The following is a 16403-nucleotide window of genomic DNA, read 5'->3' as shown; positions in this document are numbered from 1 at the left end:
ATCGTGACAGGTGCTTCGCGCTGGATCGCGCCGGGGTTACGGGGTTCCGCGGCTAATTCGCGGGCGGGTAGTTGGACGGGAACAGGGCGCGCCTCGTCTCCTCGTCATTCACCTTCTTGAAGGCATGGCCAGTGCCGACCAGGCGGGCACGCGCCACGGCGGGCCGCGCCTCCACCGCCTGGAACCAGCGCTTCAGGTTGGGATAGGGCGCGAGCGGGTCCTCGGCGCCCTTCATCACGCGTGAGGCACGGTCCAGCCAGCCCCAGGCCGAGATGTCGGCGATGGTGTAGCCCTGGCCCACCATCCAGTCGCGCCCGGCCATGTGGTCCTCCAGCACCTGGTAGTGGCGCTCGGCCTCCCGCCTGTAGCGGTTGACGGCATAGGCGAGCCCCTCGGGCGCCGCGTACTGGAAATGCACCGCCTGGCCCGAGAAGGGGCCCAGGCCCGAGGCGATGAACAGCAGCCAGGACAGCAGCTCAGGTCGATCGGCCGGGGTGCCCAGGAAGCGGCCGGATTTCTCCGCCAGGTAGAGCAGGATGGCGGTGGAATCGAACACCCGCGCGGGCTGCCCGCCCGGCCCGTCGGTATCGACGATGGCCGGCACCTTGCCGTTGGGGTTGATGGCGCGGAAGGCAGGTTCATGCTGCTCACCCTTGCTGGTGTCCACTGGGACGACCTCGAAGGGAATGCCCAGCTCCTCCAGCAGCAGCGCGATCTTGGCGGGGTTGGGGGTCGGGTGGAAATAGAGGCGGATCATGCGTGGCTCCCGCGCAGGGCCTCAAGGGCGTCGATGATCGCCTCCGGGTTCAGCCGCCGGCGGTAGTCGACATCGAGCCAGGCCAGGCTGACGCGGCCATCGGGCGCGATGACGAAGGTGGCGGGCACCGGCAGTTCCCAGCTGTCGTCGCCGTTGATGCCCGGCAGCGCCTTGCCGTTGGAGGTCAGCGCGTCCCGGATCTCCTGCGCCAGCGCATAGACGAGGCCGAAGCCGCGTGCGGCCGCATTGCCCACATCGCTGAGGACGCGGAAGGTGAGCGCGTTCATTTCCGCCGTGGAGAGCGAGCCGTCCGGCTGCTGCGGGGAGATGGCGACGAGGCTGGCGCCGAGTTCCGCGATGCGCGGCAGCACCGCCTGATAGGCCCGCAGCTGGATGTTGCAGTAGGGGCACCAGCCGCCGCGATAGAAGGTGACGACCACCGGCCCCTGGGCCAGCAGGCCAGAGAGGCTGACCGGCGTGCCGGTCGCATCGGGCAGGGTGAAACCGGGCGCCGTATCGCCGGCCTTCAGGGCCTTATCCGCCGCGAAGCTGGCGCGCAGCTCCTCGACCTTGGCGTCATAGAGGGCGGGCCGTCCGGCCGGTGCGGTGCGTTCGAACTCGGCCTTGAAGGCCGCGAGATCCGCGTCGAGTCCCATGAACAGGATCCTTTCCAGGGCCGGTGCGCCGTGGCGGGCCCGGCTGGCCTTTAGTTTTAGTATGATCGTTCTAATATGCAATAAGGCTTCGGCGATGGCAGAATGCGGCCACGCCCACCCACACGGACAATGGAATGGCCAGGCCCAGGGAATTCGACGAGGACGCGGTGCTGGACGCCGCGGTGCAGCGCTTCTGGAGCCACGGCTACGAGGCGACCTCCGTGCGCGACCTGATCGCGGGCACGGGGCTGACGGCGGCCAGCCTGTACAACGCCTTCGGCGACAAGCGCGCGCTCTATGGCCGCTCCCTCAGCCGCTATGTCGACAACAGCATCGACGACCGCATCCGCCGCTGCTCGGAACTGCCGCCGCGGGCGGGGGTGCGCGCCTTCCTGGCGGAGATCGTGGAGCGCTCCCTGGCGGACCCGGACCACAAGGGCTGCATGGTGGTGAATGCGGCGCTGGAGCTGGCCCCGCATGACGAGGAGTTCCGCAAGACGGTCGCCGGCGCCCTGGCCCGCATCGAGGGCTTCTTCCGCCGCAGCGTGGCGGCGGGCCAGGCCGACGGCACGATCGGGCGCGCCCTGCCGCCTGAGGCCCTGGCCCGGCACCTGCTGGGGGTGCTGATGGGCGTGCGCGTGCTGGCCCGCGCGCGGCCCGAACGGGAATTGCTGGAAGGGGTCATCGCCCCCGCGCTGGCGCTGCTGGATGCGCGCGGCGCGGGGGAATAGGCCCCTGCCCGGCCTCAGGGCAGCCTGGTCACGGCAGCCTGGACCTGACCCGCGCCACCCCGGCCTCGGCGCAGGCCTCGTCCCTGTCGCCGCCCGGCGCGCCGCCCACGCCCAGCGCCGCCACGATCTCCCCATGGGCCACGAAGGCGACCGCGCCCGCCAGCGGGATCACATTTGCCACCGAGGCCAGCGCCGCCCCGTTCGCCGGGTTGCGGGCCACCAGCGCCGCGAAGGCGCCGGCGGTCTGGAAGCGGAACACCGGCCCCAGCGTGACCACCGTATAGGCCTTGCGGAAGCTGGTATCGCGCGTGTGGATGGTCGCGCCATCCGTGCGCAGCACCACCTGCGGCACGCCGGAACTGTCCACCACCGTCACGCTCACCTCATGGCCGTTGGCCAGGCAGTGGCGCGCGGCCTCCTGCGCCGCCTCCAGCGCGAGGTCGAGCGGCAGGCGGTAGCCGCTGCGGTTCACCTGGGCGACGGCGGGTGCCGCCACCAGCAGCGCCGCGAGAAGCAGTCTGATCATCCCCCTGCCCCCCTCAGCCGAACTCGGCCAGGATCTCGGCCGCGACGGCGGGCGCGTGCTCGTCCAGCACGAAATGCCCGCCATCGAGCCAGACCAGCCGCGCGCCCGGCAGGTCGCGCCGATAGGCCTCGGCCCCTTCCGGGATGAAGAAGGGGTCGTGCCGGCCCCACAGGATCAGCGTGCGCGGCTGCCAGGTGCGGAAGGCCTGCTGCCAGGCCGGATAGGCCGCGACGTTGCTCTGATAGTCGGCCAGCAGGTCCAGATGCGCGCGGTCATGGCCCGGGCGGTCCAGCAGGGCCTGGTCCAGCGTCCAGTTGTCGGGGCTCACGGCCTCCGGGTTGCGGGCGCCGACCTGATACTGGAAGCGCGTGGTCTCGGCCGCCAGGAAGCCGCGCGCGGCGGCCTCGGTCGTCGCGTTGCGCTCCTGCCACAGCGGCAGGAACACCTGCTTCGGCATCTCCCCCACGCCTTCCAGATAGGCGTTGGTGTTCTGGATGACGAAGCCCACCACCTGCTCCGGGCGCTCGGCGAACAGGCGGAAGCCCACCGGGCCGCCGTAATCCTGCATGTAGTAGATGGCGGAGGTGACCCCCAGATGCTCCAGCAGGGCGCGCACATGGCGGGTAAGGTTCGCGAAGCTGTAGTCGAACTCCCCGGCGGCAGGCGCCTCGGACTGGCCGAAGCCGATCAGGTCGGGCGCCACCACATGGAAGCGCGCGGCCAGGCGCGGGATCAGGTCACGGAACATGAAGGAGCTGGCGGGAAAGCCGTGCAGCAGCAGGATGGTCTGCCGCGCCGGGTCCCCGGCCTCGCGCCAGAAGACGCTGCGGCCCAGGATGGAGGCCGTGCGGTGGCGGATGGTCGCGGTCATGGCCGGTACCCCGCTCAGGCCTGGGCCGGCGCGGGCGGGAAGTCCACCGGCGTGCGCGCCACGTTGTTGACCAGGTTGGTCAGGCCGTTCAGCGCCACGGTCAGCACGATCTCCAGCACCTCGGCATCGGTGAAGCCGGCGGCCTTCACCTGGGCCAGTTCCTCATTCGTGATTTGGCCGCGATGCTGCGCCACCCGCGCGGCGAAGGTGACGGCGGCATCGGCGCGCGCCTCCAGCGAATGGCCCAGGCGGTTCGCCGCGATTTCCTCGGGCGGCAGCCCGGCCAGCCTGGCGCCCAGATAGGCATGCGCCGAGAGGCAGTATTCGCAGCCGTTCACCTGCGCCACGGCAATGGCGATGCGCTCACGCAGCGGCGCGTCCAGCGTGCGGGACAGCGCGCCGCTGAGGCCCAGCGCGGCCTCCAGCCCTGCGGGGCTGAGGGCGAGCAGGCGATAGAGGTTGGGCACGCTGCCGAGCTTGCGGGCAAGCCCGTCGAGCAGCGGGCGGGAGGCGGCCGGGGTGTCCTCCGGGCCGGGAAGCGGAATGCGGGACATGGGAAGCTCCTGAAGGGCGCGCCGAAATGGCCGCCGTGCCGCGCCATGTCGTGCTTGCAACGATCGGGATAATCCGGCGATACAGCACTTCATTCATGTGGGATCGGCACGAATGGACCGGCTGGACAGCCTGCGCACCTTCATTGCCGTGGCCGAGCACCAGAGCTTCGCCAAGGCCGCCCGGCAGCTGCGCATGTCCCCCAGCGCCGCAAGCCGCGCCGTCAGTGACCTGGAGCGCGCGCTGGGCGTGCTGCTGCTGCGCCGCAGCACCCGCGCCGTCGCGCTGACGCCCGAGGGTGCCGCCTATCTGCAGCGCTGCCTGCCCGCCCTGGCCGAGCTGGAGGACGCCGCCCGCGACCTGCGCGGCGAGGAGACGGAGCCGCAGGGCCAGCTGATCGTGACCGCCCCCGTGGTGTTCGGGCGCATGCATGTGTTGCCGGTGTGCCTGGCGCTGATGCGCCGCCACCCCAGGCTGACCATCCGGCTGACGCTGCTGGACCGTCTGGTGCGGCTGGTGGAGGAAGGGGTCGATGTCGCCCTGCGCATCGCGGAGCTGCCGGACAGCGCCCTGCATGCCGTGCGCGTGGCGGAGGTCCGGCGCGTGCTGGTGGCCAGCCCGGCCTGGATCGCGGCGCATGGCACACCGGACAGCCCCGCCGCGCTGGCGCACCACGCCCAGCTGGTCTTCGACAATTTCGCGCCCCAGGGCGAATGGCGCTTCGGGCCCGAGGGGCGGCCCGCCATCCGCCTTTCCCCCCGCCTGCTGAGCAATGACGTGGAGGCCGTGGTCACCGCCGCGCTGGAGGGGATGGGGATAGCCCGCGTGCTGTCCTATCAGGTGGAGGCGCATGTGGCGGCCGGCCGCCTGGCCTATGTGCTGAGAGAGGCCGAGCCGCCGCCCGTGCCGGTGCATCTGGTGTTCCAGGCCGGGCGCGCCCGTGCACCGAAGCTGCGCGCCTTCGTCGCCGCACTGCGTGCCCATGCGCAGGCCGTGGGGATCGACGCGCGGTAACCTTCACGCGCGCCCCGGCGAACACCCCGCGAACCCAGAGGCCGCAGGACCGCCCATGCCCTTACCGAACCCCGTCCGCCACGCCTGGGCCTGCGGCGCCCTGATGGCGGCGCTGCTCCTCTGCGCACCGGCGCGGGCGCAGGATGGCGGCATGGTCACGGTGCCGGCCGCCGGGGAAGTGCCCGCCACCGTCGAACGCCTGTCGGCCGCGGTAAGGCAGGCCGGCTGGGTGGTGTTCACCACCATCGACCATGCCGCCGCAGCGCATGACGTGGGCATGGCGCTTCGGCCGCGCATGGTGCTGCTGTTCGGCAACCCGCGCGCCGGCACGCCGGGCATGGCGGCCACCCCCACCCTGGCGCTGGACCTGCCGATGCGGGTGCTGGTCTGGCAGGATGATGCCGGCCACACGCGCATCACCCGCAGCACCGGCCAGGACCTGGCCCGGCGCCTGTTCGCCCGCCATGGCGTGACCATCCCGCCCGAGGGCCAGGCCCAGACCGAGGCCTTCCTCGACACGCTGGTCCGGCAGGCGGCGCAATAGCATGGCCGGCGTGCCCTGGGCGCTGCTGGCCGCGGCCGTGCTGACGGGGGCGGTGTTCGTGCGGCTCGGCTACGGCTTCACCGGCGGCTTCCGTGCCTTCCTTGAGGAAGGCGACGCTCGCGCGCTGGGTGCGGCCTTCATCGTGCCCGCCGTGGCGGCACCGGTCATCATCCCGGTCGCGTCCCTGGCCGAGGGCTATAGCCGGTTTCTGGCGCCGGTCGGCGTCTCGCTGCTGCTGGGTGCCGCCATCTTCGGGGTGGGCATGCAGCTGGCGGGCGGCTGCGGGTCGGGAACGCTGGTCGGTGTCGGGCGCGGCTCTCGTCGCATGCTGGTGGCGTTGCCCTTCTTCTGCCTGGGCGGGTTGCTGGGCAGCCTGGCCCTGCCCGCGGCGCTGGCCTGGCCCGGCATCGGCGTGGTGGACCTGGCCGAAAGGCTCGGCATCTGGGGCGGGCTGGCCGCCACCGAGTTGCTGCTGCTGGCCGGCGCGGCCCTGGTGCTGCGCGGGCAGCGCCCCTCCGCGCGAGGGCTATGGGCCGGGGCGGTGGTCGGGCTGCTGGCGGCGCTGCTGTTCCTGGTCGGCGGCCAGCCCTGGGGCGTCACGCTGGGCCTGACGCTGTGGGGTGCCAAGGCGGTGCAGGCCATGGGCATCGGCCTGCACGGCTTCGCCTTCTGGTCCGACCCGGGCATGGCCGAGGCACTGGCCGGCCCCTGGCTGGACCTGCCGGCCTCGGCCACCGACCTGGGGATCATCCTGGGCGCGCTGCTGGCCGCGGCTGCCGGCGGCCGGCTCGGCCTCAGCACGCCCATCGGCGGGCGCGCGGTGCTGGAGGCCGCGGCGGGCGGGTTGCTGATGGGTATCGGCGCGCGGCTTTCCTTCGGCTGCAACATCGGCGCCTTCGTGGGGGGCGCGTCCTCCGGCAGCCTGCACGGCTTCGTGTGGGTCCTTGCCGTGCTGCCCGGCTGCAAGCTGGGCATCCTGCTGCGGCAGGCCGGGCGCGGCCCGGCCCGCGCTAGTCCAGCCGCAGGTTCAGCCGCCGCACCAGCTCGCGTTCCTGAATGACCTGGCGGCGCGCGAAATCGCTGTAGGTCTCGCTGTCCATGTACATCACCGGCTGGTCCAGCCCGTCCAGATAGGCAAGGGATTCCGGGCGGAGCAGGGCCTCCTTGAAGGCATCGTGCAGCACGCGCACCACGCCCGCATCCATGCCCCTGGGCCCCGCGATGCCATAGGGCGAGGTGGCGACGATGTCGTAGCCGATCTCACGCAGGGTGGGCGCATCCGGGTAGCGGCGAATGCGCTCGGGCGTCCAGACATTCAGCAGCCGCAACCGCCCGTCCAGCACCAGCTGCGACCAGTGGCTGGCGGTGGCGACGGCGTCGATGGTGCCGCTCAGCAGCGCGCTCGTCAGCTCGGCACCGCCGCGATAAGGCGCATGCAGCCAGTCGATGCCCTCCGTCCCCGCGATACGGTCCATCACCACATGCGGCTCCGTCCCGACGCCGGGCGAGCCATAGGTCACGGCCCCCGGCCGGGCCCGCGCGGCCGCCACCAGATCGGCCCATGTCCGATAGGGTGAATCGGCCCTGACCACGACACCGAAGGGATAGCCGGTGAGGCAGATGATGTAGGTGAAGTCCGCCACCGGGTCATAGGGCGGGCGCGCGCTCATGAAGGGAACGCGGAACACGGAGCCCGGCATCTGCGCCAGGCTGTGGCCGTCCGGCGCCTCGGTGCTGACCGCGCGGGCGGCGAGCGTGCCGTTCGCGCCCGCCTTGCTCTCGATCACGACCGGCTGGCCCAGCCGCGGCGCCATCAGCTCCGCCAGCACCCGCGTATAGACATTGGGGCCCGGCGCCCAGGCGCCGAAGATGCGGATGGGGCGGCTGGGGAAGGCCCTGGGCTGGGCGCGGGCCGCGCCCGTCGACAGAAAGGGCATGCCGAGCAGGCCGCGACGCGGCGCCGTGCCGATGGACATCTGTTCCTCCCGTGGTCGCTTTTGCGACGCATGGCGGGACGCTAACCGATCGGTCAGCGTGCTACAATGCACTTCACGCCGCGCCTGCGGCGGTGCATAGCGGAAAAAGCACGGCACACCGGACGTCCGGTTGGTCGTTCCACTGGATGCGCAGGAGAGACCCATGGCGCGCGCCGCGACCAGGCCAGCCACGACGCCCGAGGCGGGCGACGCGGCCGAACGCATGCTGCAGATCCTGTCCGAAGCCTCGCGCCTGTTCGCCACCAACGGCTATGACGGAACCTCGATGCGCGACATCGCGCTCGCCTGCGGCATCTCGAAGTCGCTGCTCTATCACCACTTCACCGACAAGGACGAGATCTTCGCCAAGGTCACGCTCGGCTCGACGCGGGAGCTGTACCACTACGTGTTCGACCGCCTGCCTGAGGCCGGGCCGGCCGAGCGCGTGCGCCGCTTCATGACCGCGACCGGCGAGTATTTCCAGAAATACCGCTGGGCCTGGATCGCCTCCACCACCGCTTTCTGGAACGACCCCGAGCAGCGGCGCCAGAAGGAACGCATGATGTGGCGCGACCAGTATGAGGGGCTGATCCGCACCCTGATCCAGGAGGCGATCGACGCCGGGGAGTTCCGCCCGGTGGATGTGCCCCTCACGGGGCGGCTCATCCTGTCGTCGCTCAACTGGATGCACCGCTGGTACCGCCCCGAGAAGGGCATGGCGCCGCCGCAGATCGCCGACGCCTATTGCGACATGATCTTCAACGGGCTGGTCGCGCCGCGATGAGACGGACGGCGCCCGGGTCGTTGCGCTCATCCATCCGCGCCTCATAGGTCAGGTCCGCGCGCATCGCCCAGATGGCGTTCTGCAGATAGAGCGGCACGATCATCCCGTCATCGAGTGCCGCCAGCGAGGCGCGGCGCAGCAGCTCCTCACGCTTCGCGTCATCCATCTCGGCCTGGGCGGCGGCCAATTCACGGTCCATCGCGGGGTTGGAATAGAGCAGGCGGTTGGCCGGGCCATGGCCCGCATCGCGGTCAGGCGTGCGCAGCACGGAATTCAGCAGCACCGAGACCTCGCCCGTCGAATTGCCCCAGGTCAGCAGGGCGGCGGGCGCCTCGCGCCGGGTGGCGCGGCCGATGAAGGTGGCATAGGGCTGGGCCTCCACCGTCGTGCGCACGCCGATGCGCGTCCACATCTGCCCCACCGCCTGCACGATGCGCGCATCGTTCATGTAGCGGTCGTTGGAGCCGATCAGCGTCAGCTGGAACCCCTGCGGATAGCCCGCCTCCGTCAGCAGGCGGCGCGCGGCGTCGGGGTCCGCGGCCGGGATCGGGCGGCCGGGGATGGAACTGTAGGTGTCGGGCGGCATGAACTGGGTGGTGGCCAGCGCCGCGCCCTCCATCACGCGCTCCACCAGCTGGCGGCGGTCCAGGGCCAGGTTCAGGGCGCGCCGGACGCGGATGTCCGACAGCGGGTTGGCCTGCAGGGGCTGGCCGTCATGGCCTGACAGCAGCGGCACCGGCGCCTGGCGGGTGCCGTCCAGCGTCAGGTACATCACGCGCAGGCTCGTCGCCTCCGCGATGCGGAAGCGGCGGTCGCGCTTCAGGCGTTCCAGGTCGCTGGTGGAGATCTGGTCGATGATGTCCACATCGCCCGCCAGCAGGGCCGCCGTGCGGGCCGCGTCGTTGGTGATCATCCGGTAGGTGACGTTGGCCCAGTACGGGCGCTCGCCCCAATAGGCGTCGTTGCGCGCGAAGGCGATGCGGTCGCCCAGCGCATGCGCGCTCAGCCGGAAGGGCCCGGTGCCGATGGCGAAGCGGCCGCTGTTGAACTCGGGCGTCGTCGCCTGCGCATGCAGGCGGCGGCTGAGGATCATCACCTGCGACAGATAGGTCGGCAGCAGCGGCGCGGGCCCGGCCGTGTGCAGGCGGAAGGTGCGGTTGTCGATCACCTCCACCCGCTCCACCGACCGCGTCAGCGCGGAGAAGGAGGCCCCCGGCCCCCGGATGGTCGGGATGCGCTCGAAGGTGAAGGCGATGTCGTCGGGCACCAGGGGCGTGCCGTCATGGAAGCGCACGCCCTCTCGCAAGGTGAACTCCCACACATTGTCGCCGATGGCGCGCCAGCTTTCCGCCAGGCCAGGGCGCAGCTGGGCGCGCGCGTCGGTGTTCACCAGCGGGTCGAACAGCATCTGCGCGACCTCGTTGTTGGAACGCAGCAGGTGATAGTGCGGGTCGAGCGAGGAGACCGGGGCGCCCGCGCCCATGGTCAGGTTCTGCGCGAGGGCCGGGTTGCAGGCGATCGCGGCCAGGCCGGCGGCCAGCCGGCATGCAGCTCTGAACATGCGTTTCTCCCATTGCCGGTCATGCTGCATCTGCGAGATACGTGCTGACCGATCGGTCTGTTCCCGCGACGCTATGGCGGGCACGCCAGCGAGGCAAGCCATGATTTTCCCGAATCCGTCTTGCGCGTCTCGTCGGAGTGTTTCACCTTTCGCTGACCGACCGGTCAATCAATGACCCGCAGAAGCGGGCAGGACAGGCGGCGGAGGGAAACGGGTATGACCATCGGCATGTCACGGCGCCTGCTGTTCGGCGGCGCAGGTGCGGCACTCGCGGCACCGGCTTTCGTCCCGGCATGGGCCCAGGCCTTCCCCACGCGGTCCCTGCGCATGATCGTGCCCTTCGTGCCGGGCGGCGGCGCCGACGCCACCGCCCGCATCGTGGCCGACCCCATGGGTGCCGAGCTGGGCCAGCCCGTGGTCGTGGAGAACCGCGGCGGCGCGGGCGGCACCATCGGCACTCAGGCCGTGGCCCAGGCACCGGCCGATGGCTACACGCTGCTCTACGGCACGCCGGGCCCGCTGATCACCAACCCGCATCTGATGTCCCTGCCCTATGACGCGGAAAAGGACTTCGCGCCGGTCAGCCTGCTGGTGCGCGGCGCCTATGTGATGGCCGTGCATCGCGACGTGCCGGCCCGCAACGTGGCGGAGCTGATCGCCCTGGCCAGGGCGAACCCCGGCTCCGTCAGCTATGCCAGCGCGGGCGTGGGCGCCGGCAGCCATCTGGCGGGTGAGCTGCTGGCCATGCGCGCCGATGTGCGCCTCGCCCATGTGCCCTATCGCGGCACCGGCCAGGCGATCCAGGACGTGGCGGCCGGCCGCGTCACCATGTCCATCGACAGCTACGGGCCCATGCAGCCGCTGCTGCAGGCCGGCAACATGCGCGCCATTGCCGTCACCAGCGCCGAGCGCATGCCCGAGCTGCCGGATGTGCCCACCATCGGGGAAACCATCCCGGGCTTCGAGGTGGGGGTCATCAACTACCTCTGCGTCCGCAGCGGCACGCCCGAGCCCATCATCCGCCGACTGAATCAGGCGGTGGTGCGCGTGCTGAACGACCCGGAGGTGAAGGAGCGCCTGCGCCTCGCGGGTTCCAGTGCCCCTGCCCCCAGCACGCCCGAGGAGCTGGGCGCCATGCTGCGCCGTGAATCCAACACCTGGGGCGAGGTCATCCGCCGCGCCGGCATCCGTGCCGGCTGAGCCCCTCAATCATTCTGGAGAGAACCATGTCCGCTGATGTCGTGAAGCTCGAAGTCGCCGATGGCGTCGCCCTCGTCACGCTGAACCGCCCGCCGGTGAATGCGGTGAACCGCGCGGTGCGCGACCGCCTGATCCAGATCTTCGACGAGGCGACGGACCGCGACGACATCCGCTGCCTGGTGCTGACCGGCCAGGGCAACATCTTCTCGGCCGGCGCCGACCTGAAGCAGCGGCCCGATCCCTCCGTGCCCGGCCAGTATTGGGACCATAACCGGGTGACGCGTGAGACCGGCAACGCCATCCGCGAATGCGCCAAGCCCGTGATCGCGGCGGTGAACGGTGGCGCGATGGGCGCGGGCTTCGGCCTCATGGCTTCCTGCGACATCTTCATGGCGTCCGAGAACGCCTTCTTCTCCATGCCCGAGATCGATGTGGGCCTGGCCGGCGGGGCCGCGATGATCCGTGAGTTCTTCTCCCGCTCCTTCGCGCGGCGGATCATGTTCACGGGCGACCGCATCCCGGCGGCCGAGCTGTATCGGCTGGGCGTGATCGACAGCGTCTGGCCGCAGGAGGAGCTGGTGCCGGCCGCGATGAAGATGGCCGCCCGCATCGCGGAGAAGAGCCCGCTCGGCATCAAGTATGCCAAGAACAGCTGCAATTTCGTGGAGCTGATGTCGCCGAAGGACGCCTACCGCTTCGAGCAGAACTTCACCTACGAGCTCTCCAAGACCGAGGACGCGAAAGAGGCCCGCACCGCGCAGCTCGAAAAGCGCAAGCCGGTCTTCAAGGGGCGCTGAGCCATGGCCGCCCCAGTCGATTACGAGGCCTTCCGCGCAGAGGTGCGCGACTTCGCGATGAGCCGTTGCCCGCCCGAGATCCGGGCGGTGGTGGCCACCTATCGCAAGCTGTCGCGCAAGATCTGGTACCCCTGGCAGAAGATCCTGTTCGAACACGGCTGGGGCGCGCCGGGCTGGCCGAAGCAGTATGGCGGCACCGGCTGGGACCTGAAGCAGCGGCACATCTTCGATGAGGTGATGGCCGAGTGCGACTGCCCGCCGCAATACCATCACGGGCTGCGGCACCTCGGCCCCGTCATCATCGAATTCGGGTCCGAGGAACAGAAGCAGCGCTTCCTGCCCGGCATCCTGAACGGCACGGACTGGTGGTGCCAGGGCTATTCCGAGCCCGGGGCGGGGTCGGACCTCGCCTCTCTGCGCACCACGGCGCGGCGCGAGGGCGATGAGTATGTGGTGGAGGGCCAGAAGACCTGGACCTCCCACGCGCAAGAGTCGGACTGGATGTACACGCTGGTCCGCACCTCGAAGGAGGCGAAGAAGCAGCAGGGCATCAGCCTGCTGCTGATCCCGCTGAATTCTCCCGGCATCACCATCCGCCCGATCCGCACCATCGACGGCTGGCACCATGTGAACGAGGTGTTCCTGGACCAGGTGCGTGTGCCGGTGGCCAACCGGGTGGGCGAGGAAGGCCAGGGCTGGACCTATGGCAAGTTCCTGCTGGAGCGGGAGCGGCTGGGCGGCGCCAATGTCGCCCCCGCGATGAAGAACCTGGAGCGCACCCGCGCCCTGATCGAACGCGAGTTGGCGAGCCCCGCCCAGGCGCCCAAGCGCGCCTCGCTGGAGGAACGCCTGCTGCTGGCCGAGGCCGAGCTGCGCGGCGCCCAGGCGCTGGGGCAGGAGGCGGTGGCAGCCACCATGGAAGGCCGCCCGCTCGGCCTGCTGCCCTCCGTGCTGAAGCTCGGCACCAGCGTGACGGCGCAGCATGTCAGCGAAATCGCGCTGGATGCGGTGGGTGAGCGTCTGGCGCCACGCTTCCGCCCCACCAGCGCAAACGCCGAGGCACCGGGCATCGAGTGGGTGCAGAACTACCTCTATGGCCGCGTCCGCACGATCTATGGCGGCAGCAGCGAGGTGCAGAAGAACGTCATCGCCAAACAGCTTTTCGGGTCCTGACCATGTCCTTCACACCGACACCCATCGTGGGCGGGGATGCCTTCGAGCAGGCCTGCGCCATCGGCCTGGAAGCCGACCGCGAACTGGCGCTGAGCGCCGATCCGGCCGCGACGCTGCGGAAATACTGGGATGAGATCGTGGCCCAGGGCTGGCTGGAAGCCGAGGGCGAACTGGCCGACCTGGCGGCGCTGGCGGGGGGCGCCGGGCGCGGCGGGCTGCCGCTGCCGGTGGCGCTGAGCTGCGGCGTCATCCCGTTCCTGCTGGGCAGGCGGCGCGATCTGCTGGAACACCGCATCGCGCTGATCCTGCCGGAGGCGGCCGTGGACGACCCGGCCGACGCGCTGCGGCTGGAGGGCGGCCGGCTGACCGGCGCCGTGGTGGGCATCGAGACTCCGCCCGACCCCACCCATGTGCTGGTGGTGCTGGACGATGCGCTGCTGTTCGCGCCGGTCGATGGCGTCACGCGCTATCAGCGCATCGACGCCAAGCCGGCCGCCGATTTCCGCTTCAACGGCACGCCTGTGGAGGTGCTGGAAAGCGGCATCACCGCCCGCGCCGAACAGGCCCGTGACCTGGGCGCGCTGCTGACCTGCATCGAGGCGGTCTCGGCGGCGGGCGCCGTCATCGAGCAGACCATCGCCTATCTGCTGAACCGCGTGCAGTTCGGCGTGCCGCTGGCCACCCACCAGGCGCTGCGCCACCGCGTGGCCGAGATGTATGTGGAATACGAGAACCTTCGCGGCCTGGCCGCCCAGGCCCTTCGCCACGGCAGCGAGGAATGGCGCGACATCGCCTTCGCCAAGCTGCGGCTGGGTGAGGCCGGGCGCTTCATCGCCCAGGCCGCCATCCAGTGCCATGGCGGCATGGGCATGACGGAGGATGTGGCCGCCATCCGTCTCGCGCGCCGCATCATGATGGCCGAATTCGAATACGGCGACCGCAGCTTCCAGATGCGCCGGCTGCTCGACGCGCATCGCGCCGCCGCCTGAGGGAAACACCATGCACGAACTGGCAAAGATGTTCCGCCCGCAATCGGTGGCGGTGGTGGGCGCCTCGGGCGACCCGGAGAAGCTGGGCGGCCGCGCGCTGCTGCACCTCAAGACGCTGGGCTACACCGGCCGCATCTATCCCATCAACGTGAGCGCGGCGGAGGTGCAGGGACTGCCGGCCTTCCGCAGCGTGATGGATCTGCCGGAGGTGCCGGATTGCGCGCTGATCCTGCTGCCGGCGGGCCTCGTCGCGAAGGCCGTCGAGGATTGCGCCGCCAAGGGGGTGAAGCACATGCAGGTGCTGTCCTCCGGCTTCGCGGAGGAGGGCGGCGAGGGTGTGGCCATGCAGCAGCGCCTGGCCGAGCAGGCCCGCGCCCATGGCATCCGCTTCACCGGGCCGAACTGCCTGGGCAGCATCAGCCCGCCGGACGGGTATTTCGGCACCTTCTCCTCGCTGTTGGCCACCGCCAGGCCCGGCCCGGGCACGGTGGGGGTGGCGACGCAGAGCGGCGCCTATGGCTCACACATCTACGCCGTGGCGGGGTTCCGCGGCATCGGCATCAGCCGCGCCATCGCCACCGGCAATGAGGCCGATGTGGATGTGGCCGCCGCCATCGACTACCTGGCCGAGGACCCTGGCACCAAGGTGATCTGCGCCTCTCTGGAGGGCTGCACCAATGGCGACGGGCTGCGCCGCGCGCTGCTGAAGGCCGCCGCCGCGAAGAAGCCCGTCATCATCATGAAGGTCGGCAGCACCGAGGTGGGGGCGGCCGCCGCCGCGACCCATACCGGGTCGCTGGCCGGCGAGGATCGGGTGATCGACACCGTGTTCCGCGAATGCGGCGCGCTGCGTGTCTCCTCCATCGAGGAGATGCTGGATGTCGCCTATCTGTGCTCCGTCGGGCCCAAGCCGCCGAGCGCGGGGGTGGGCATCCTGAGCGTGTCGGGCGGCATCGGCGTGCTGATGGCCGATGCCTGCGTCGAGAACGGACTCGAAGTGCCGGCCATGCCGCCCGAGGTGCTGGCGGAGATCCGCGCCGTGCAGCCCATGGCGGGCGGGCGGAACCCGATCGACACCACGGCGCAGCTCGCGGGGCGCCTGCATGTGGTGGAGACCATCAGCCAGACCATGATGCGGGGCTCCGAGCTCGGCGCCGTCATGTTCTATCTGGCGCATCTGGGGCGCGACCTGAAGCGCTTCCCGCCGCTGGCCAAGGCGTTGACGGGGCTGCGACGGGACTTCCCGGACCGCACCGTGGTGGCGGTGATGACGCATGTGGACGAGGTGCGCCTGGCGCTTGAGGCCGAGGGCATCGCCGTGTTCGAGGACCCCAACCGCGCCGTGCGCGCCGTGGCGGGTGCCGAACGGTTGCTGCGGCTGCAGGCGGGTGCAGCGGCCGTGCCCGAGATCGAGGCCGCCGCGCCGCTGGGGCTGTCGGTGGCGAATGAGGCCGAGGCGAAGCGCCTGATCGCCGCGGCCGGCGTGCCTGTGCCGGCCGAGCATGCCTGCGCCGACGCACAGGCCGCGGTCGCGGCTGCCGATACGCTCGGCTATCCGGTCGTGCTGAAGATCCTTTCGGACGACATCGCCCACAAGACGGAAGTGGGCGGCGTGCTGCTGAACCTGGCCGATGCCGAGGCGGTGGCGGCCGGCTTCGCCACGCTGATGGAACGCGCCCGCAGGGCGCGCCCTGATGCACGTCTGGACGGGGTGCTGGTGGCGACCATGCTGAAGGGTGGCGTGGAGACGATCATCGGCACGCTGCGCGACCCCGTTTTCGGCCCGATGGTGATGTTCGGGCTGGGCGGCGTGGCGGTGGAGCTGTTCAAGGACGTGGCCTTCGCCAGCGCGCCGCTGACGCGGGAGCGGGCCGGGAAGCTGATCGCGGCGTCTCGGGGCGCCAGGTTGCTGGAAGGCTGGCGCGGCGGGCCGCCGCTGGACAGAAGCGCCCTGATCGATGCGCTTGTCGCGCTGTCCCGCTTCGCGGCCGCCCATGCCGAGGTGGAGAGCGTGGAGGTGAACCCCTTTCTGGTCCGGGAGAAGGGCGCCGTGGCGCTGGATGCGCTGGTGAGCTTCGGTGGCGGGTAGGAGAGTATTGTTTCTAGAACGCGAAAACCCCACCAGGTGAGCTGGTGGGGCTGAATTGGATGCGGGGACAGGATTTGAACCTGTGACCTTCAGGTTATGAGCCTGACGAGCTACCGGGCTGCTCCACCCCGCGGTAAAAGTGGAAAAACTCTCTGGTTAGGTGGTCTGGCGGCGACCGACTCT

At 70.6% G+C, this 16403-nt stretch carries 17 protein-coding genes and 1 tRNA gene; 10 read left to right on the top strand and 8 right to left on the bottom strand.

Annotated features, from left to right (window positions below; all coding sequences use genetic code 11):
* Window positions 1-52 precede the first annotated feature (52 nt).
* Both EOD42_RS18105 and EOD42_RS18100 read right to left on the bottom strand, forming a co-directional pair.
* Entirely contained in the window at window positions 53-757 is a 705-nt protein-coding gene (locus EOD42_RS18105) for a glutathione S-transferase family protein (protein ID WP_127788985.1), read from the bottom strand.
* On the bottom strand, window positions 754-1413 hold the full coding sequence (locus EOD42_RS18100; RefSeq protein WP_127788984.1) for a peroxiredoxin-like family protein: 660 nt from the start codon (window positions 1411-1413) through the stop codon (window positions 754-756). Before EOD42_RS18100 ends, EOD42_RS18105 begins: the two co-directional genes overlap by 4 nt.
* A 134-nt stretch (window positions 1414-1547) precedes the next feature.
* Here EOD42_RS18100 and EOD42_RS18095 point away from each other — a divergent pair, with 134 nt between their 5' ends.
* Window positions 1548-2144 (top strand): TetR/AcrR family transcriptional regulator, encoded by a 597-nt coding sequence (locus EOD42_RS18095; RefSeq protein WP_127788983.1) that lies wholly within the window; start codon window positions 1548-1550, stop codon window positions 2142-2144.
* 28 nt (window positions 2145-2172) lie between these two features.
* On the opposite strand, the gene EOD42_RS18090 is transcribed toward EOD42_RS18095, so the two are convergent.
* The 3 genes from EOD42_RS18090 to EOD42_RS18080 are packed head-to-tail and all read right to left on the bottom strand — an operon-like array spanning window position 2173 to window position 4095.
* Window positions 2173-2670, bottom strand: a complete 498-nt coding sequence (locus EOD42_RS18090) for a GlcG/HbpS family heme-binding protein (protein WP_127788982.1) — start codon at window positions 2668-2670, stop codon at window positions 2173-2175.
* A gap of 13 nt (window positions 2671-2683) precedes the next feature.
* Window positions 2684-3541 (bottom strand): alpha/beta fold hydrolase, encoded by an 858-nt coding sequence (locus tag EOD42_RS18085; RefSeq protein WP_127788981.1) that lies wholly within the window; start codon window positions 3539-3541, stop codon window positions 2684-2686.
* A gap of 14 nt (window positions 3542-3555) precedes the next feature.
* Window positions 3556-4095 (bottom strand): carboxymuconolactone decarboxylase family protein, encoded by a 540-nt coding sequence (locus EOD42_RS18080; RefSeq protein ID WP_127788980.1) that lies wholly within the window; start codon window positions 4093-4095, stop codon window positions 3556-3558.
* Between the two features lie 112 nt (window positions 4096-4207).
* On the opposite strand from EOD42_RS18080, the gene EOD42_RS18075 reads away from it, so the two are divergent.
* Genes EOD42_RS18075 through EOD42_RS18065 form a run of 3 tightly spaced genes read left to right on the top strand, consistent with a single transcriptional unit; the run spans window position 4208 to window position 6711 of the window.
* Entirely contained in the window at window positions 4208-5107 is a 900-nt protein-coding gene (locus EOD42_RS18075) for a LysR family transcriptional regulator (RefSeq protein WP_127788979.1), read from the top strand.
* Between the two features lie 55 nt (window positions 5108-5162).
* Entirely contained in the window at window positions 5163-5651 is a 489-nt protein-coding gene (locus tag EOD42_RS18070) for a DUF302 domain-containing protein (protein ID WP_164868003.1), read from the top strand.
* A gap of 1 nt (window position 5652) precedes the next feature.
* Window positions 5653-6711, top strand: a complete 1059-nt coding sequence (locus tag EOD42_RS18065; RefSeq protein WP_127788977.1) for a YeeE/YedE thiosulfate transporter family protein — start codon at window positions 5653-5655, stop codon at window positions 6709-6711.
* Here the strand turns inward: EOD42_RS18065 and EOD42_RS18060 are convergent.
* Window positions 6662-7627, bottom strand: coding sequence for a tripartite tricarboxylate transporter substrate binding protein (locus tag EOD42_RS18060; protein ID WP_127788976.1), 966 nt, complete (start codon window positions 7625-7627; stop codon window positions 6662-6664). The genes EOD42_RS18065 and EOD42_RS18060 overlap by 50 nt on opposite strands.
* A gap of 163 nt (window positions 7628-7790) precedes the next feature.
* Between EOD42_RS18060 and EOD42_RS18055 the strand changes: the two genes are divergently transcribed.
* A complete protein-coding gene (locus EOD42_RS18055) occupies window positions 7791-8411 on the top strand; it encodes a TetR/AcrR family transcriptional regulator (RefSeq protein WP_127788975.1) in 621 nt (206 codons plus the stop codon).
* On the opposite strand, the gene EOD42_RS18050 is transcribed toward EOD42_RS18055, so the two are convergent.
* Window positions 8386-9972: an ABC transporter substrate-binding protein gene (locus tag EOD42_RS18050; protein WP_127788974.1), complete on the bottom strand. Its 1587-nt coding sequence runs from the start codon at window positions 9970-9972 to the stop codon at window positions 8386-8388. The two genes, EOD42_RS18055 and EOD42_RS18050, sit on opposite strands and share 26 nt — an antisense overlap.
* A 228-nt stretch (window positions 9973-10200) precedes the next feature.
* Here EOD42_RS18050 and EOD42_RS18045 point away from each other — a divergent pair, with 228 nt between their 5' ends.
* The 5 genes from EOD42_RS18045 to EOD42_RS18025 are packed head-to-tail and all read left to right on the top strand — an operon-like array spanning window position 10201 to window position 16220.
* Entirely contained in the window at window positions 10201-11172 is a 972-nt protein-coding gene (locus tag EOD42_RS18045; protein ID WP_164868002.1) for a Bug family tripartite tricarboxylate transporter substrate binding protein, read from the top strand.
* 26 nt (window positions 11173-11198) lie between these two features.
* Window positions 11199-11969 carry an enoyl-CoA hydratase/isomerase family protein gene (locus EOD42_RS18040; RefSeq protein WP_127788972.1) on the top strand — a complete coding sequence of 257 codons (771 nt, stop codon included), beginning with the start codon at window positions 11199-11201 and terminating at the stop codon, window positions 11967-11969.
* A 3-nt stretch (window positions 11970-11972) separates the two neighbouring features.
* The gene (locus EOD42_RS18035) at window positions 11973-13142 is read left to right on the top strand and encodes an acyl-CoA dehydrogenase family protein (RefSeq protein WP_127788971.1); all 1170 of its coding nucleotides are present in this window, start codon (window positions 11973-11975) and stop codon (window positions 13140-13142) included.
* 2 nt (window positions 13143-13144) lie between these two features.
* Window positions 13145-14131: an acyl-CoA dehydrogenase family protein gene (locus EOD42_RS18030; protein ID WP_127788970.1), complete on the top strand. Its 987-nt coding sequence runs from the start codon at window positions 13145-13147 to the stop codon at window positions 14129-14131.
* Window positions 14132-14141: 10 nt separating this feature from the next.
* Window positions 14142-16220: an acetate--CoA ligase family protein gene (locus EOD42_RS18025; RefSeq protein WP_127788969.1), complete on the top strand. Its 2079-nt coding sequence runs from the start codon at window positions 14142-14144 to the stop codon at window positions 16218-16220.
* Between the two features lie 56 nt (window positions 16221-16276).
* Here EOD42_RS18025 and EOD42_RS18020 read toward each other — a convergent pair.
* Window positions 16277-16353 (bottom strand) — tRNA-Met (locus tag EOD42_RS18020).
* Between the last annotated feature and the right edge of the window lie 50 nt (window positions 16354-16403).

This window comes from Rhodovarius crocodyli, assembly GCF_004005855.1.
GTDB lineage: Bacteria > Pseudomonadota > Alphaproteobacteria > Acetobacterales > Acetobacteraceae > Rhodovarius > Rhodovarius crocodyli.
The sequence above is the reverse complement of the archived record's forward strand: the minus strand, read 5'-3'. Positions and strand labels throughout refer to the sequence as shown.

Excerpts from the sequence above, each read along its gene's own strand:
- EOD42_RS18035 (WP_127788971.1), top strand. The coding sequence starts at position 11,973 with ATGGCCGCCCCAGTCGATTACGAGGCCTTCCGCGCAGAGGTGCGCGAC.
- EOD42_RS18065 (WP_127788977.1), top strand. The coding sequence starts at position 5,653 with ATGGCCGGCGTGCCCTGGGCGCTGCTGGCCGCGGCCGTGCTGACGGGG.
- EOD42_RS18080 (WP_127788980.1), bottom strand. The coding sequence starts at position 4,095 with ATGTCCCGCATTCCGCTTCCCGGCCCGGAGGACACCCCGGCCGCCTCC.
- EOD42_RS18055 (WP_127788975.1), top strand. The coding sequence starts at position 7,791 with ATGGCGCGCGCCGCGACCAGGCCAGCCACGACGCCCGAGGCGGGCGAC.
- EOD42_RS18030 (WP_127788970.1), top strand. The coding sequence starts at position 13,145 with ATGTCCTTCACACCGACACCCATCGTGGGCGGGGATGCCTTCGAGCAG.
- EOD42_RS18105 (WP_127788985.1), bottom strand. The coding sequence starts at position 757 with ATGATCCGCCTCTATTTCCACCCGACCCCCAACCCCGCCAAGATCGCG.
- EOD42_RS18100 (WP_127788984.1), bottom strand. The coding sequence starts at position 1,413 with ATGGGACTCGACGCGGATCTCGCGGCCTTCAAGGCCGAGTTCGAACGC.
- EOD42_RS18085 (WP_127788981.1), bottom strand. The coding sequence starts at position 3,541 with ATGACCGCGACCATCCGCCACCGCACGGCCTCCATCCTGGGCCGCAGC.
- EOD42_RS18070 (WP_164868003.1), top strand. The coding sequence starts at position 5,163 with ATGCCCTTACCGAACCCCGTCCGCCACGCCTGGGCCTGCGGCGCCCTG.
- EOD42_RS18075 (WP_127788979.1), top strand. The coding sequence starts at position 4,208 with ATGGACCGGCTGGACAGCCTGCGCACCTTCATTGCCGTGGCCGAGCAC.
- EOD42_RS18050 (WP_127788974.1), bottom strand. The coding sequence starts at position 9,972 with ATGTTCAGAGCTGCATGCCGGCTGGCCGCCGGCCTGGCCGCGATCGCC.
- EOD42_RS18040 (WP_127788972.1), top strand. The coding sequence starts at position 11,199 with ATGTCCGCTGATGTCGTGAAGCTCGAAGTCGCCGATGGCGTCGCCCTC.
- EOD42_RS18045 (WP_164868002.1), top strand. The coding sequence starts at position 10,201 with ATGTCACGGCGCCTGCTGTTCGGCGGCGCAGGTGCGGCACTCGCGGCA.
- EOD42_RS18090 (WP_127788982.1), bottom strand. The coding sequence starts at position 2,670 with ATGATCAGACTGCTTCTCGCGGCGCTGCTGGTGGCGGCACCCGCCGTC.
- EOD42_RS18060 (WP_127788976.1), bottom strand. The coding sequence starts at position 7,627 with ATGTCCATCGGCACGGCGCCGCGTCGCGGCCTGCTCGGCATGCCCTTT.
- EOD42_RS18025 (WP_127788969.1), top strand. The coding sequence starts at position 14,142 with ATGCACGAACTGGCAAAGATGTTCCGCCCGCAATCGGTGGCGGTGGTG.
- EOD42_RS18095 (WP_127788983.1), top strand. The coding sequence starts at position 1,548 with ATGGCCAGGCCCAGGGAATTCGACGAGGACGCGGTGCTGGACGCCGCG.